Origin of the sequence: Micromonospora sp. DT53 (assembly GCF_049841535.1) — a bacterium.
In the GTDB taxonomy this organism is placed as follows: domain Bacteria; phylum Actinomycetota; class Actinomycetes; order Mycobacteriales; family Micromonosporaceae; genus Micromonospora.
The window spans coordinates 62405-77096 of record NZ_JBNCKM010000008.1 but is presented as its reverse complement, the minus strand read 5'-3'; the positions used below and the strand labels follow the sequence as shown (position 1 = coordinate 77096).

15 protein-coding genes are annotated in these 14692 nt (G+C 68.9%); 12 read left to right on the top strand and 3 right to left on the bottom strand.

Features of this window, described 5'->3' with window-relative positions:
- Positions 1 to 25: 25 nt before the first annotated feature.
- The 3 genes from ACLQ3B_RS24075 (at position 26) to ACLQ3B_RS24065 (ending at position 2763) form a co-directional block, all read left to right on the top strand.
- Positions 26 to 721 (top strand): response regulator transcription factor, encoded by a 696-nt coding sequence (locus ACLQ3B_RS24075; RefSeq protein WP_425782964.1) that lies wholly within the window; start codon positions 26 to 28, stop codon positions 719 to 721.
- Positions 714 to 1730, top strand: a complete 1017-nt coding sequence (locus tag ACLQ3B_RS24070; RefSeq protein ID WP_425782963.1) for a sensor histidine kinase — start codon at positions 714 to 716, stop codon at positions 1728 to 1730. Before ACLQ3B_RS24075 ends, ACLQ3B_RS24070 begins: the two co-directional genes overlap by 8 nt.
- A 130-nt stretch (positions 1731 to 1860) precedes the next feature.
- The gene (locus tag ACLQ3B_RS24065; RefSeq protein ID WP_425782962.1) at positions 1861 to 2763 is read left to right on the top strand and encodes a CPBP family intramembrane glutamic endopeptidase; all 903 of its coding nucleotides are present in this window, start codon (positions 1861 to 1863) and stop codon (positions 2761 to 2763) included.
- Between the two features lie 41 nt (positions 2764 to 2804).
- Here the strand turns inward: ACLQ3B_RS24065 and ACLQ3B_RS24060 are convergent, their stop codons facing one another.
- Complete coding sequence (locus ACLQ3B_RS24060; RefSeq protein ID WP_425782961.1) at positions 2805 to 3839, bottom strand: GNAT family N-acetyltransferase; 1035 nt, start codon at positions 3837 to 3839, stop codon at positions 2805 to 2807.
- Between the two features lie 39 nt (positions 3840 to 3878).
- Between ACLQ3B_RS24060 and ACLQ3B_RS24055 the strand changes: the two genes are divergently transcribed.
- The 4 genes from ACLQ3B_RS24055 to ACLQ3B_RS24040 all read left to right on the top strand — a co-directional run bounded on the left by ACLQ3B_RS24055 (position 3879) and on the right by ACLQ3B_RS24040 (position 6735).
- Positions 3879 to 4505, top strand: a complete 627-nt coding sequence (locus tag ACLQ3B_RS24055) for a disulfide bond formation protein DsbA (protein WP_425782960.1) — start codon at positions 3879 to 3881, stop codon at positions 4503 to 4505.
- A 151-nt stretch (positions 4506 to 4656) separates the two neighbouring features.
- Positions 4657 to 5532 carry an endonuclease/exonuclease/phosphatase family protein gene (locus ACLQ3B_RS24050; protein WP_425782959.1) on the top strand — a complete coding sequence of 292 codons (876 nt, stop codon included), beginning with the start codon at positions 4657 to 4659 and terminating at the stop codon, positions 5530 to 5532.
- Positions 5533 to 5626: 94 nt separating this feature from the next.
- The gene (locus tag ACLQ3B_RS24045; protein ID WP_425782958.1) at positions 5627 to 6022 is read left to right on the top strand and encodes a hypothetical protein; all 396 of its coding nucleotides are present in this window, start codon (positions 5627 to 5629) and stop codon (positions 6020 to 6022) included.
- Positions 6023 to 6333: 311 nt separating this feature from the next.
- Positions 6334 to 6735 (top strand): phosphotransferase, encoded by a 402-nt coding sequence (locus tag ACLQ3B_RS24040; RefSeq protein WP_425782957.1) that lies wholly within the window; start codon positions 6334 to 6336, stop codon positions 6733 to 6735.
- Between the two features lie 26 nt (positions 6736 to 6761).
- On the opposite strand, the gene ACLQ3B_RS24035 is transcribed toward ACLQ3B_RS24040, so the two are convergent.
- Positions 6762 to 7412: a DUF998 domain-containing protein gene (locus ACLQ3B_RS24035; RefSeq protein WP_425782956.1), complete on the bottom strand. Its 651-nt coding sequence runs from the start codon at positions 7410 to 7412 to the stop codon at positions 6762 to 6764.
- Positions 7413 to 7628: 216 nt separating this feature from the next.
- On the opposite strand from ACLQ3B_RS24035, the gene ACLQ3B_RS24030 reads away from it, so the two are divergent.
- The gene (locus ACLQ3B_RS24030) at positions 7629 to 8750 is read left to right on the top strand and encodes a sensor histidine kinase (protein ID WP_425782955.1); all 1122 of its coding nucleotides are present in this window, start codon (positions 7629 to 7631) and stop codon (positions 8748 to 8750) included.
- The gene (locus ACLQ3B_RS24025; RefSeq protein WP_425782954.1) at positions 8747 to 9376 is read left to right on the top strand and encodes a response regulator transcription factor; all 630 of its coding nucleotides are present in this window, start codon (positions 8747 to 8749) and stop codon (positions 9374 to 9376) included. Before ACLQ3B_RS24030 ends, ACLQ3B_RS24025 begins: the two co-directional genes overlap by 4 nt.
- 63 nt (positions 9377 to 9439) lie before the next feature.
- Here the strand turns inward: ACLQ3B_RS24025 and ACLQ3B_RS24020 are convergent, their stop codons facing one another.
- On the bottom strand, positions 9440 to 9922 hold the full coding sequence (locus tag ACLQ3B_RS24020; protein ID WP_425782953.1) for a hypothetical protein: 483 nt from the start codon (positions 9920 to 9922) through the stop codon (positions 9440 to 9442).
- Positions 9923 to 10180: 258 nt separating this feature from the next.
- On the opposite strand from ACLQ3B_RS24020, the gene ACLQ3B_RS24015 reads away from it, so the two are divergent.
- The 3 genes from ACLQ3B_RS24015 to ACLQ3B_RS24005 all read left to right on the top strand — a co-directional run bounded on the left by ACLQ3B_RS24015 (position 10181) and on the right by ACLQ3B_RS24005 (position 14689).
- Entirely contained in the window at positions 10181 to 11632 is a 1452-nt protein-coding gene (locus ACLQ3B_RS24015) for a family 43 glycosylhydrolase (RefSeq protein WP_425782952.1), read from the top strand.
- A gap of 35 nt (positions 11633 to 11667) precedes the next feature.
- On the top strand, positions 11668 to 13107 hold the full coding sequence (locus tag ACLQ3B_RS24010; protein WP_425782951.1) for a glycoside hydrolase family 43 protein: 1440 nt from the start codon (positions 11668 to 11670) through the stop codon (positions 13105 to 13107).
- A 91-nt stretch (positions 13108 to 13198) separates the two neighbouring features.
- Positions 13199 to 14689 carry an RICIN domain-containing protein gene (locus tag ACLQ3B_RS24005; protein ID WP_425782950.1) on the top strand — a complete coding sequence of 497 codons (1491 nt, stop codon included), beginning with the start codon at positions 13199 to 13201 and terminating at the stop codon, positions 14687 to 14689.
- Positions 14690 to 14692 lie beyond the last annotated feature (3 nt).

The following is a 14692-nucleotide window of genomic DNA, read 5'->3' as shown; positions in this document are numbered from 1 at the left end:
TGACGGGGCGGAACGGGGAAGGTTCGTGACACAGCGCGTGCTGGTGGTCGACGACGATCAGACCGTGAGCGACGTCATTCGTCGTTACCTCGAGAACGACGGTTTCCAGGTGAGCCTGGCGGCGGACGGTGCGGCCGCACTGGCCGCGGTGGAGCGGCAGGCACCACACCTGGTCGTGCTCGACCTCATGCTGCCCCGGATCAGCGGCCTGGAGGTGTGCCGGGCGCTGCGGGTACGGCCCGACGGCGTACCGATCGTCATGCTCACCGCGCGCGGTGACGAGTCCGACCGGATCCTCGGGCTGCAGCTCGGCGCGGACGACTACCTGACCAAGCCCTTCTCCCCCCGGGAGCTGGTGCTGCGGGTCCGTTCGGTGCTCCGTCGCGCCGGCGCTGGGGCGCCACCGGAGCGGCCGGAGGCGCTCACCGACGGCGATCTGGTGGTGCACACGTCCTCCCGAACCGCCCGCCTCGCCGGTACCGACCTGGCTCTGACGCTGCGCGAGTTCGACCTGCTCGTCCACCTCATGCGGCATCCGTCCCGGGTGTTTCGCCGGGCCGAACTTCTCGAGCAGGTCTGGGGTTGGAACTTCGGGGACCACTCGACCGTGACCGTGCACGTACGCCGGCTACGGGAGAAGATCGAGACCGACCCGGCCGATCCGCAGCGGATCGTGACCGTCTGGGGCGTCGGCTACCGCTACGAGCCGGCCCATGCGTGACGTACTCCTGATCTTCGCGATCGCCCTCGGCGCGGCACTCGGCATCGGGCTCGCCGGCGCGCTGCTGCTCCGCGCGCTTCGACGCAGCTCGATCACCGTGCACCTCAGCGTGCTGCTCACCACCACGGTGGTCGCCGTCGCGGTCGGGGTGATGGCGGTCGCGGAGGCGATGTTCCTCTCCCCGCACGACCTTGAGGTGGTCCTGATCACCGTCGCGGCGGCAGCGGTGGTCAGCCTGGCCGTCGGCGGGCACTTCGGCCGTCGACTGGCCCGCGCCGCGGTCTGGCGCGACCAGGCCCGGGAGCGGGAACGGCAGCTGGAGAAGGGGCGGCGCGACCTGGTCGCCTGGGTTTCCCACGACCTGCGTACCCCGCTCGCCGGGCTGAGGGCCATGGCGGAGGCGCTGGAGGACCGGGTGGTTCGTGATCCGGACACGGTCGACGAGTACCACCGACGCATCCGTCTGGAGACCGACCGGATGACCCGACTCGTCGACGACCTGTTCGAGCTGTCCCGGATCAACGCGGGAGCGCTGCGCTTGTCGTTGACGGCGGTGCCGCTCGGGGAGGTGGTCTCGGACGCGCTGGCCAGCACCACCCCGTTGGCCGACGCTCGCCGGATCAAGCTGATCGCCAGCGAGTCGGGATGGCCGACGGTTGCCGCGAGCGAGCCGGAGCTGGCCCGGGTCGTGGCGAACCTGCTGCTCAACGCGGTCCGCTACACCCCGGAAGACGGCACGGTACGCATCGAAGCCGGCCGAGAGGACGATCACGCCTGGCTGTCGGTCGCCGACACCTGCGGCGGCATCCCCCCGGCCGACCTTCCCCGGTTGTTCGACATCGCGTTCCGTGGTGAACCGGCCCGCACGCCCGGCCCCGGTGATGGTGGGGCGTCCGGAGGGCTCGGCCTGGCCATCGTTCATGGCCTGGTGGAGGCGCATGGGGGGCGGGTCGAGGTGCGCAACACCCCGGACGGCTGCCAGTTCATGGTCCGGCTGGCCACCGCTTGAGGAAACGAACGTTCGGGGTGGCGGATAGGCGGGTTAACCCTACCGGAAGCTCACCGACTAGCCGGATCGTTAGGTACTGAGGATCCTCGTAGCGTCGTGATCATCAATGCGACGACGAGATGAGCACATCATGGCCAAGTTGCGCCAACGGCAGCGTGGGCATCGCCGTCCGGTCACCCGGGCCGCGGTGGCGGACGAATTCGCGCTGACGCGTCATCTGCCCGCCGAACGCGGCTTGGTCCGCCTGCGGCTGCTGGAGTTTTGGGCTGTGTGTCTGTTGCTGACCTGGATCCCGTTTGCACTGCTGGGAGTGTTGGGTGTCAGCATCGACGAGGGCCTCGGATTGCTGGTGTTCGCGCTCGCGGCGAGTGGCCCGTCCCTGGCGGCGCTGATCCTGTGGTTGCGGCGCCGTGGGGAGAGGCGTCCGGGCCCCCGCACGCGATTGTCGCTTGGCACGTCAGTGCTGGCGGTACTGCTGGGCGGGGTCGCCCCGGTGGGTGCGGCGGTCCTGATGAACCTGAACGACCTGTCGGCGATCCCGCAGCACGCGGGTTCGGTAGTCGCCGGTGTGGGCGGACCGCTCATCGCGCTGGCCTACACGCTGCTCGCGGGGCCAGTGGCGGAGGAGTTCGGCTGGCGGGGGTACGTACAGCCACGCCTGAGGCAGTTCTACGGCCGGATGGCGACCACCCTGGTGCTGGGAGCCGCGTGGGGCCTGTGGCACGTGCCGCTGTTCTTCCTGCCTGGCACCGGGCAGCACGACGAAGGCTTGTTCACCCAGCAGGCGGTGGTGTTCTTCCTGGCGCTCTTTCCATTCACCTACCTCATGCTCTTCGTCACCGAACGCCTGCGCGGTGGTGTCCCGGCGGCGATCCTGATGCACGCGGCATGGAACCTCGCCGACGAGACGATGCCACACCTGGGCAACGGCGGCCCGTGGCTGAAGCTTGTTCTCCTGTCGGCTACGGCGGCAGTGGTGGGCCTGGTGTGGCTCCGTGCGACTCCCGTGGGCCAATGCCACCCCGACTCCTGATCCGGGTGCGCTGGAGGATGGCCTTGACGGAGAGGCGCGGCTCAGCCGACCCGCTGGGCCAGTACCTGCCCCGGCCAGGATCCAGCCAGGAAGGTTTCGGTGGGAGTGAACCCGTGGCGCTCGTAGTACGCCACCAACTCGCCACCGCCACCCGCCCAGCAGTCGACCCGTAGCAACCGCACGCCGGCCCGCCGGGTTTCCTGCACGGCGTGGGCCAGCAGGGCCGACCCGAGATTTCGGCCGGCGAATCGTCGGTCGGTGACCAGGAGGCGGACGTAGCGCTCGGGTTCTTCCGCAGGCGCGATCGGTGCCCGCGGATCGGGCCCGGAGTCCAACACCAGCGCTGCGGCCGGCGTCCCGTCCACCTCCGCGATGTACGGGAGGTTCTCGGTCAGGTACCGGTCGACCAGTTCGGCCCCGCCGGGCTTCGCAGAGAACGGGGTGGTGCCCCACTGCTCGGTGTTGCCGCGATCATTCATCCAGGCCACCGCGGCGTCGAGCATGTCCAGTATCGCGAGGGCGTCGGCCGGGCCACCGCGTCTGATACGTACGCCGCGGGTGGTGTCGCCCATGCGCCCGGAATCTCGGGACTCCAAGGTCCGATTCATCGCCGCGAGTAGGCGCTCAAGTGTTCTGCGGTCGCTGTCGCCGAAGCCACCAAGGATGGCCGCCTCGTTGGCGAGATGTTCTTCGATGAGACGATCGGTCAACGCCACTCCGGCGGGAGTCAGCCCGACCACTCTGCCGCGCGCGTCGGCCGCGGAGACCGAACGCGACACGAGGCCGCGGGCGATCAACCGGTCCACCCGCTTGGTCACCGCTCCGGTGGTCACCAGCATCCGGTGGCTCAACTCGCCCGCCGTGAGCGTGTACGGCGTGCCCTCGCGGCGCAGCGCGGCGAGCACGTCGAAGTCACCGTTGCCGAGGTCCGCCGCGGCGAACGGTGGCCGCAGCGCCGCATCGAGTGCGGCGGCCATCTGTTGGATGCGACCGATGATCAGCAAGGGAGTGGGGTCGAGGTCCGGTCGCTCCCGGGCCCACTGGCCAACGATGTCGGCGATCCGGTCGTCATTCACTGTTGCATCTTACCTTCCACGGAAGATAACTTATCTTCCGTGGAAGACAATTCGACGCGAGCCTCAGCTCCGGTGGTCACCGCGTATGTGGACCCCTCCTGCCCGTTCGCCTGGATCACCTCCCGCTGGCTCATGGAGGTCGCGAAGATGCGGCCGCTCACTCTGCGGTTCGAGGTGATGAGCCTCGCGGTGATCAACGAGCATCGCGACCTGGAGCCCTGGTACCGCGAATTCAACGACCGGGCGTGGGGGCCGGCCAGGGTGTGCGTGGCGGCGGCCGCACAACACGGCCCGGCCGCCCTCGCGCGGCTGTATCCGGCGCTCGGTCGCCGGATCCACGACGCTGGTGACAAGGACTTCGACACAGTCGTTCCGTCGGCCCTGGCCGAGGCCGGCCTCCCCGCCGACCTGGCCGACGTCGCCCATCGGAGCGACGTCGACCCGCAGATGCGGGCGAGCACCGCCCGCGCACAGCACCTGGTGGGCGAGGACCTCGGCACCCCGACGGTCGTCGTCGACGACGTGGCCTTCTTCGGCCCCGTGCTGACCTCGATCCCTTGTGGGGAGGAGGCCGTCCGCGTCTTCGACGGCGCTCGCCTGCTCGCCGGCTGCCAGGCATTCTCCGAGCTCAAGCGCGCCCGGTCCGACGGCCTCACCTTCGCGTAGCCGCACCACCGCCACTGGGACAGTTGATTACCCCCGCACCGGTCGACCCAGGTCTGTCCATGCTTCGTCACCGGATGTTCGGCCTCGCGTCGACTCAAATCGATAGTGTGCGTTGGCCGCCACCGACGGCGGTTCGTGCGGAGGGACATCGATGCGCAGGACAACGGACTGGTCGGCCCGCGCCCTGGGCGCTCTCGCGGGCGCGGTCGCGCTGGTGGGGGCCCTGCTGCCGGCGACCCCGGCGGCTGCCGCGAGCGTGGGTTTCAAGGCGGCGACGCTGAACATCTACTACGGGCTGAGCCAGGCCGACTTCGCGCACGACCTGAACCTGATCGCGTCCAAGGCGGACCTCGTCGGCCTCAACGAGGTCGGTACCCGCAAGGCGTTCCTGGAGAACTGGGCCGCCGCCAACGGCTGGTGGTCGTACGCGCCGGGCGGCACCAACCAGGCTGGCGAAGCGTTGATCGCCAAGAAGAGCGTGTTCGACGTACTCGACAAGGGCTCGATTTTCGTCTGTGACACGAACGGTCCGGGCGAGGTTCCTCCCGCGCGCTACAACAACTGGGTCAAGTACCGGCACAAGGCCACCGGCCGCAACGTGACACACATCAACGCCCACGCGGTGGCCAGCATCGAAACCGCGGGCCGGCCCGAGGACCTGCCGCGCACCAGGTGTGCCGAGGCGCAGTTCCAGGGCCTCAAGGAACTGGCGGTCGACAAGCAGGACGAGGGCCAGGTCATCGTGAGCGGTGACCTCAACGTGGACTTCAGCGCCGACCGGAGCTACGGGTACGCGAAGTTCCCGTGGCAGGTCTTCGAGGCCAACGATCTGCCAAGTCTGCGCTCCAACTACAACCTCTACGGCGAGAAGGGCACCGGGACGCACGGCAACCGGCACATCGACTACGTCTACTTCTGGAAGCGGTTGCCCGAATACCAGCTGATGTGGATGACCGGCTACGACGTCGTCGGTGGCACCAGGTCCGATCACAACGGTGTCGTCGTGGCGTTCTCCATCCAGAACTGACGCGCCCGCCTTCGGCCGGCCACGAGTTTTTGGAGCGGTCTGTGCCACCGGGGGAAGACGCCATACGCGTGTCACGGCAGACGACAATGCGAGCGTGACCGACACCGCGCCGTCTTGGCTGCCTACCGTGATCGACCTCGTCGACGGGCACTTGTACCGGGTGCTGAAAGGCGCAGAGGATCCGGTGATGGTGATCGAGGAGCTGAAGGGTGCGTTGGTCGAGCTGCACCCCGAGGTGTTCGTGCGGGGTGTCGACAAGCTGTACCCCATCTACGCCGACCTGTCGGACATTGTCGACGGCTTCCCGTTCGACTACGGCGACGGTGCCGAGATGATCGCCGAACGGGAGATCCGGAACGTTGCCTGGGATTGGTTGAGTATGGCGCGTAACGCCGATGGGTTGAACATCTACATCGACCGCTGGACCGCGAGAATGGCAGGCTTGCCGACCATCGAGGAAGGGCGGCCGTTCCGCGATATCGCGGGCTAGCCGGATGGCGGCGGGTGTGCTTCGAGAGGCCCAAGTGGCGGTCCACGACCGCCGGGTCAAGTCGGACGGTCTGTGCGTTGCGGGCCGGCGGGCTCGGCCTGGCCATCGTCCAAGGCCTGGTGGAGGCGCACGGCGGTCGGGTCGAGGTGCGCAACACTCCCGGAGGCTTCTAGTTCGTGATCCGACTGGCCACCGCCTGACGCGGTCCGCTATTCGTACTGCTGCCCACACCGGGCCAGGTCCGCCAGATCGTCCCAGCCGAGGAAATCGATGGCCTGATCGCCTGGCTCCCGTTCGCTCACGTACTCGGCGTGTGGGCCAGGAATCGGCTCGGCGCTGGGCACGCGTTCTGGCTAGGCCAGCGCCCCACCGAGCCATGGTTGTCCCGCGACTACACCACAACCCGCCCCGTCACCGAACCGATCCCCTGGGACCACCCCACCGCGGCCTCCGCCTGGCCGCACGACCTCCGGACCAGCCTACGAGACCTTTGGCTACGCCGGTACGACGTGCTGCGTGCCACGGATGAGCTGCCCCGCACCCTCTGCCACCACGACGTCTGGCCGACGAACCTGATCGTCGACGACTCGGGGCCGGTGCTGCTGGACTGGAGCTTCCGCCAGACCTACGACCTCCGTAACACGGTCACCATGTTCACCGGTCGCCGCCGCCCGCTGGAGTTGGTCGCCGCGTGGTTCCAGAAAACCCGCTGACCCGGACGTCACGAACCTCGGGGGTGTCATCGACGACGCCGGTAGCCGCGGCGATCTGCTGCCGCTCGTGGGTGGGTGGGCGTCGCGCGACGGAGGTGCAGGGCGAAGGCGGTAAGCCAGGTCCAGCCGAGTCCGATGGTGATGCGCTGGTACAGGCCCCGGTATTCGGCGATGGCCAGGCCCTGGATGAGGAATAGCATGGTCACGCCGGTGATCGCGCTTGTTGTCGCCCAGACCCAGGACCGACGTCGGGCAGCCTGACATGCCCAGGTGAAGGTCAGCAGCGGCAGGGACAGGAACACCACGCTGCCGGCGGCGTTGTGCGCGGTGCCGTGCCAGGTGCGCTGGGCCTGCCCGGCGACGTCGGTGACGAACAGCCCGGAGGCGATGAGGGCAACACCGAACAGGCCGGTGAGGGCAGCCGCGATCCAGGCGGCCGGCCCGGGGCGCAGGGCGCGGCGTACACCGAAGGCACAGACCACGAACAGGGCGCCGCAGACGAGAAAGTTGGTGATCTGGATCCATCCGGTCGACCCGAGGGCCAGCTCGCTGGCGGCTTGGCGGATCGGGCGGTATCCGGGCCGTAGCGCGCCGCCGACGAGGACCACGATGACGAACAGAGGCCCGGCAGCGGTGCCGCAGGCGAGGAGCCGGCGGGTGGTGACGCTTTCCTTCATTACTCCATTGGGCGTGCGGGACCGGAATCGTGGTAGCGGCGGCCGTCGGTCCTCATGGCGACGATTGTGGCGGTTCCGAACCTACTTTCGTCGGTACGGGCCGGACGGGACGCCCGGTCCCGGCCTACCGTTGGCGCCGTGGTGGGGGCCAGGTTGAGGTGGACGCAGTCCGTCGTGCGGCGGGGTGACTCATCGAGGCGGCGGTCAGTCGACGCCGTGGTGGTGGCGGTCGCGTTGCTCGCCGGTCTGCTGTTGCTGGCCGGGCCGACCGTTGACCCGCGGGGCGGCAGTGGCCTCACACCTGTGGTCTTCGCGGCCGGGGCTTGCGCGCTGTGGTGGCGCCGGAGCGCACCGGTCACGGTGGCCTGGATTGCTGTCGCTGGCAGCGCCGTCCTGGTCGCCGTCGAGACTCTCGGCTCGGACAGCTCGATCCGGCCGGGCGAGAACACGATCATGTTCCTCATCCCGGCGGCTCCGTTCGCGGCTTACGCGGTCGCGGTCTACGCGGCTCGTCGCGTCCTGGGCTGGGCGGCGGTGGTCGCTCTCGTGGTCGCGGCCGCGGTGCCGTGGCCGCCCTCCTGGGTGCGGCTGCGCTCCGGTCTGGTGCTGCTCGGTGTTCCGGTCCTTCTCGGTCTGTACCTGGCGGCGCGCCGCCGCATGGTCAACCTGTTGCGCGAGCGGGCCCGGTGGGCCGAGGCTGACCGGCACGCGGCGGCGGAGCGGGCAGTCGCAGGTGAACGTGACCGGCTCACCGCCGAGATGCACGATGTGGTGACGCACCGGGTCACCCTCATCGTCCTGGAGGCCGGGACGCTCGGGATGGGCGCAGTCGACGAGGCGACCCGGGTGGCCGCCGAGCGGATCCGAGAGGCCGGTTGCGCCGCGCTCGACGACCTTCGCGACCTGGTCCGGGTCCTGCCCGAACAGCGGACGGAGCGGGAGCCGGCGCCGGTGTTGTTGCCCGACTTGCGGCCAATGGTGAGTCCGGCGGCTCTGGAGGTGACGGGCACCCCGGTGCCGGTTTCCCCGGCGGTCGGGCGGGCGGTGGTCCGGGTCGTCCAGGAAGCCCTTACCAACGTGCGGAAACACGCGCCGGGTGCCCGTGTCGAGGTGGGGGTGCGGTACGAGGGCGGAGGCGTGCGAGTTCTTGTCCGCAATGGAGTGGTTCGGTCGGCGGCGGACGCGCGCTTGGCCGCTTCCGGGTCGGGGACCGGGCTGCACGGGTTGCGGCGTCGGGTCGAGTTGCTCGGCGGCACGTTCACGGCTGGGCCCGAGCCGGGCGGTGGTTTCACGCTGCGGGCGCGGCTGCCCGGCGTACAACAGCATGGGTCTTCATGATCCGGGTCGTGGTGGCTGACGACGATCCCTTGGTCGGTGCGCACCTGCGCACAATCCTGGGGAGCGCCGGCGACATCGAGGTTGTCGACACCGTGGCGGACGGGGCCGCGGCGGTCGAGGCCGCCATCCGGCACCGTCCGGACCTGGTCCTGATGGACCTGCGCATGCCGGGTGTCAACGGACTTGTCGCCACCGAGCAGATCGCCGCTCTGCACCCGGCCCCGGTTGTGGTGGTACTGACAACGTTCACGGCCGATCGGTATCTGGCTGCCGCGCTGCGTGCCGGAGCCAGCGGTTACGTGCTCAAAACCACTCCGCCGCGCGAGTTCGCCAACCTCGTCCGCACCGCCGCCGCCGGCCACCTGATCCTGCCGCCCGGTGCGACCCGGCTTCTGCTGCTCGCGGACCTGTCGGTCACCCTGCCGAACGGTCTGTCCGAACGGGACCGGCAGATCCTGGCCGGCCTGGGCCAGGGTCTGACCAACGCGCAGTTGGCGGCCCAACTGCACCTCACCGAGGCCACCGTCAAGGGCTATGTTTCAAGGGTCCTGACCCGACTCGGCTGTACCAACCGGACCGAGGCGGCCCTCCTCGCCCAGCGCGCCGGACTCGTCAGGTACGGGTAGTCCGAGCCGAGCAGGCCCCAGAGAGGCCCGACGCCCACGGCAGGCCCGGCCGCACAGGGAGGGTCAGGTCTGTCGCCATACCCGGAACGTCTGGTCGAGTCGCCACGTGCCATCGGGCTGTCGTGCCTCGTTGCGCCAGCGGAACTCGTCGGCCTCGATGTCCGAGAAGGTCCAGCGGAGGTCGCCGCCGTCGAGCACGATCTGCTCGCCGACGCGAGAGGCCAGGAAGGTGTGCGTCCGACGCCGTCCCGGTCCCACCCACGTGGAGCGCCAGACCTCCGCACCGGCGGTGGGATCGGGGAAACGCACGCTGACGCCGTGTTCGACGCCGGGCAGGATCCAGACATCGGTGGTGGCCCGGCCGCCCAGCGCGTACCCGAAGTGCCACTCGCCTCGTCGAACGGTCGAGGACCCGTCGGCGCCGCACTCGGTGCAGTCCAGCGCCCAGGAGCCCGCGAACTGTCCGAACAGGCTGAGGTCGACGCCGGGGGCCGGCTCGTCCGCGAGGAAGGCGGCACCGACGGCGCCGGATGACGGGAGCACCATGTCGGAACGATAGCGCCGGCCGGGGCGGCGCGATCAAGCCGAACGAGCTTCGTCGATCCTTGACACTCGCTGATGCGATCGCTAACACTGGTCCGCAACGCGAACTTAACGAGCAGAACACATTGTGCCTGTACGGCGTGGCGCACCAGAGTTGTTCCCTGTGGCAGGTTGCCGCAGCCCGAAACCGCGAGGCCCCCGAGTCACGCCTCAGTTGATCTTGTTAACGCTAACATCGATTGCCGTTCCGGAAGGGGAGTCGTGACCGTGGTTCCGTGGCGAACAACAGCGGCATCGACCACCGGGGCCAGCGGCTTCGTCCGCATCCGGATCCTGGTGCTCTCCGTCGTGGCCGCCGCCGCCTTCGTGGTGGTCGCCGACGGGCCGGCGCACGCCGCCACGCTCCCGACCGGTGCCGTTTCGCTGGAGGCGGTCATCCAGGCCGGACGGTACGTACGGCACATCGACTATCTCGGTCGGCTCGACCCGGTGACCTCCAGCAGCGCCAACCAGACCAAGCTCGATGCCACCTTCACCGTGGTCAACGGTCTGGCGTCGCCGACGTGCTACTCGTTCCAGACCAAGACAGGCATGTTCCTGCGGCACCGCGACTACCGGGTCCGGGTCGACCCGAACACCGGCGACGCGACGTTCCGGGCCGACGCCACCTTCTGCGCCGTGGACGGCTCGGGCAGCGGAACGGTGACGCTCACCTCGTACAACTACCCGGACCGGCGCATCCGGCACCGCGACTACGCGCTCTGGCTCGACACCTACCAGGACACGGCCGCGTTCCGAGCAGACAGCGCCTTCCGCCTCGTCGCGCCCTGGGCACCCAGGACCACCAGAGGCCCGGTGATCCCGGGCCTCTTCGCCGACCCACACATCGCCGTCTTCAATGGCCGCTACTACCTGTACCCGACCACCGACGGCTACGCGAGTTGGGCCGGCACCTACTACAAGGCGTTCTCCTCCACCGACCTGGTCAACTGGACCGACCACGGCGTGATCCTCGACCACGGCCCGGACGTGTCCTGGGCGGACAACTCGGCCTGGGCACCCGCGGTGGCCAGTGCCAACGGTCGTTACTACCTGTACTTCAGCGGCGGCGCGGCCAGCGGCAACACGGCCAAACAACTGGGTGTGGCGGTGGCCGACAGCCCCACTGGGCCGTTCCGTGACGCGCTGGGCCGACCGCTCATCCGCAGCGACCAGTTCTCCGGCGGGCAGGCGATCGACCCCGTGGTGTTCACCGACGACGACGGGCAGTCCTACCTCTACTGGGGCCAGGGTGTCGCACGGGCGGTACGGCTGAACGCCGACATGACCTCCTTCGACGCGGCACAGGTGCGGGTCGTCACGCCATCCGGTTACAACGAGGCGCCGTTCGTGTTCAAGCGCAACGGTCAGTACTACTTCATGTGGTCGGAAAACGACACGCGTAGCGAGGACTACCGCGTCGCCTACGCCACCGGCCCATCGCCCCTCGGTCCGTGGACCAGGCGCGGCGTGGTGCTGCAGAAGCGGCTCGAAGTCGGCATCAAGGGCACCGGCCACCACTCGGTGGTCCGGGCCCCCGGCAGCGACACCTGGCACATCGCCTACCACCGCTTCGCCGTGCCGGCCGGCAACGGCACCAACCGCGAGACCGCCATCGACCGGATGGAGTTCAACGCCGACGGCACCATCCGCCCCGTCGTACCGACCCTCTAGCTGACTCGTACGCCCCTCCGGAAGGAGAAAGACCCATGTCCAGAGTCCTCGCCCGGCTCGGCGCGGTTGCGGTCGCCGCGTGCCTGCTGTTCAGCACCTGGTCGGCGGCGACACCGAAGGAGGCCGCAGCGCTCGACCCGACCGTCGGCTACCTGATGGCGCACTTCACCGGCGAGTCGTCGACCAGCCAACAGATCTACCTCGCCCACAGCACCGACGGCCTCCGCTGGACCGACCTCAACAACGGAGGGCTCGCCCTGCGTTCCACAGTCGGCACCCGCGGCGTTCGCGACCCCGCCCTGGTCCGCTCGCCCGCCGGCGACCGGTACTGGATCATCGCCACGGACCTGTGCATCGGCTGCGGCCAGGACTGGTCGACCGCGATCAACAACGGCAGCCGCAACCTCGTCGTGTGGGAGTCCACCGACCTGGTCAACTGGTCCGCGCCGTGGTTGCTGAACGTCGCCGGCGCGATCCCGGACGGTCGCAACGCCTGGGCGCCGGAGGCGATCTGGAACCCGGACACCGGCGACTACGTCCTCTACTGGGCGACGAACGTCCCGCTCAACGGGGCGACCAAACACCGCATCTACTCCGCGCGCACGGCGAACTTTCGCAGCATCACCACGCCGCAGGTCTACATCGACCGACCCGGTAATCAGGAGATCATCGACACCCAGATCGTCGAGGTGCCGGCCGGCGTCGGCGCCTATCGGTACGTCCGGGCCTCCCGGGACGGCCAAATCGCCATCGAGGGCAGCAACTCCATCCTCGGCACCTGGACGAGCCTCGGGAACCTGTCCGGCATCGGGCTGACCGGCGCCCAGGTCGAGGGCCCGATGTGGATGAAGTACAACAACCGCAACGAGTGGGTGCTCTACCTTGACCAGTACGCCAGCGGGCGCGGCTACCTGCCGGTGCTGACCACCAACCCGTCGAGCGCGAGCACATACCGGCTGCCGGCGTCCGGCTCGTACTCCATGGGTGGCACCAGGAAGCGGCACGGAACGATCCTGAACCTGACCGCCGCCGAACAGGCCCGCGTGCTCGCCCGCTGGCCCGTCACCTCGGTCAACCGGATCCAGTCGTACAACTTCCAGGACCGGTACGTGCGGCACTACGACTACGACGTCCGCATCGACCCGAACGTCAGCCCGGCCCAGGACGGGCAGTGGCGCGTCGTGCCCGGCCTCGTCGGCTCCGGCACGGTTTCCATCCAGTCGGTCAACTACCCGGGCTACTACCTGCGCCACTACGGGTTCGACTTCCGGCTGGAGGCCAACGACAGCACCGCCACCTTCGCCGCCGACGCCACCTTCCGGCAGGTCGCCGGCCTCGCCAACTCCGCGTGGACGTCATTTCAGTCCTACAGCCACCCGGACCGCTACATCCGGCACTACGGCTACCTGCTCCGACTCGACCCGATCCCCGACGCGCAGAGCCGTGCCGACGCCACCTTCCGCGTGACCAGCTGAACCCCGACCTCGACGTGCAAGGGCTGTTCGAATCCGAATGGTTCCGAACGCGTCGCACCCGGAGAGGCAAGATCTAGTGATTGGACATTCCATGCAACGAATCAGCCGGTCGGTGCGCCGGACAGTGATTGCCCTGGTGGCCGCGATAACGGCGATGGTTGGGGTCGTCGTCGTCGTTTCGGCGCCGGCCACTGCCGCCACCAGCCAGTTCCGAGGCATGAACTGGGCCATGTTGGGTGACAACTTCAAGACCAGCCCACTTGTCGTGCAGGGCCTGAGCTCGTCCGACAGCAACGCGACGGTGCGGGCCAAGGCCAACGCCCTCTACGACGACATGGCGTCGACCATGGGGGTCAACACGGTCCGGCTGCCCATCAACACCCACACGGTGGGGACGGCCTGGTGGGAGGCGTACCGCGGCGCCATCGACGCTGCCACCGCCCGCGGATTCAAGGTCATCCTCGCCTACTGGGAGGACGGCGCCGCCTCCGGCGGCAGAATCACGAACCTCGCCGCGTGGAACACGATGTGGTCCACGGTGACCAACACGTACGGCTCGAACACCAACGTCTACTTCGAGCCGATGAACGAGCCGCACGGTTACAGCTCGACGGAGTGGCGCAACGTCGCCGCGAACTGGCTCAGCTACCACACCTCGGCGGTGCCCGGCCGGGTGCTGATCGGCGGCACCGGCTTCAGCCAGGACCTGCGCGACATCTGCAACGACAGCCGCTTCAACGCGACGCTGCTCTCCTTCCACTACTACACGTTCTTCTACGGCGCGATGACCTACGACGCCTTCCGCAGCCACATCCAGACCCGTCTCGGTAACTGCGCCTCCCGCGCGGTCGCGACCGAGTTCGGCGCCCCCATGAACGACGGCCGCAACTACGCCGACGCGGGCAGCACCGACAACTTCGTGCGCTACATCCGGGCCATGGCCCAGGTCATGCGGGACAACCAGATGGGCGGCACCTACTGGCCCGCCCTCGGCGGCAAGACCGGCACCATCGGCTACGACTGGTACTCGATGTTCGCCCTCACCGGCAGCGGCACCGACCTCAACCTGACCGTCCGCAACACCTCCGGCGCGGACCGGATCCGGTACGCGTGGGGCGACACCATCGGCGGCGGCGATCCGACGACGCCTCCGCCGTCGACGGGGACGTTCTACCGGATCAACGTGCGGCACAGTGGCAAGGCCATGGACGTCCAGTCACCGAACACCGACAACGGCGCGCGCGTCAGCCAGTACACGTACGGCGGCAATGCCTGGCAGCAGTGGCAGTTCCAGGACGCCGGCAGCGGCTACTGGCGCATCGTCAGCCGAAACAGCGGAAAGTGCCTCGACGTGGTGAGCGCGTCGACCGCCGACGGCGCGGAACTCGTGCAGTACACCTGCGGCAGCGGCACCAACCAGCAGTTCCAGATGGTCACCAACGGCAACTACTTCCAGCTCCGGGCGCGACACAGCAACAAGTGCGTGGACGTACCGGCCGCGTCGACCGCGGACGGGGTGGTCCTCAAGCAGTATTCGTGCAACACCGGCACCAACCAGCAGTGGTCCCGCACGGCCGTCTGACCG

Bases quoted from the DNA above. Each gene is read 5' to 3' on its own strand.
- ACLQ3B_RS24070 (WP_425782963.1), top strand. From the start codon at position 714: ATGCGTGACGTACTCCTGATCTTCGCGATCGCCCTCGGCGCGGCACTC.
- ACLQ3B_RS24065 (WP_425782962.1), top strand. From the start codon at position 1,861: ATGGCCAAGTTGCGCCAACGGCAGCGTGGGCATCGCCGTCCGGTCACC.
- ACLQ3B_RS24050 (WP_425782959.1), top strand. From the start codon at position 4,657: ATGCGCAGGACAACGGACTGGTCGGCCCGCGCCCTGGGCGCTCTCGCG.
- ACLQ3B_RS24035 (WP_425782956.1), bottom strand. From the start codon at position 7,412: ATGAAGGAAAGCGTCACCACCCGCCGGCTCCTCGCCTGCGGCACCGCT.
- ACLQ3B_RS24025 (WP_425782954.1), top strand. From the start codon at position 8,747: ATGATCCGGGTCGTGGTGGCTGACGACGATCCCTTGGTCGGTGCGCAC.
- ACLQ3B_RS24020 (WP_425782953.1), bottom strand. From the start codon at position 9,922: ATGGTGCTCCCGTCATCCGGCGCCGTCGGTGCCGCCTTCCTCGCGGAC.
- ACLQ3B_RS24010 (WP_425782951.1), top strand. From the start codon at position 11,668: ATGTCCAGAGTCCTCGCCCGGCTCGGCGCGGTTGCGGTCGCCGCGTGC.
- ACLQ3B_RS24005 (WP_425782950.1), top strand. From the start codon at position 13,199: ATGCAACGAATCAGCCGGTCGGTGCGCCGGACAGTGATTGCCCTGGTG.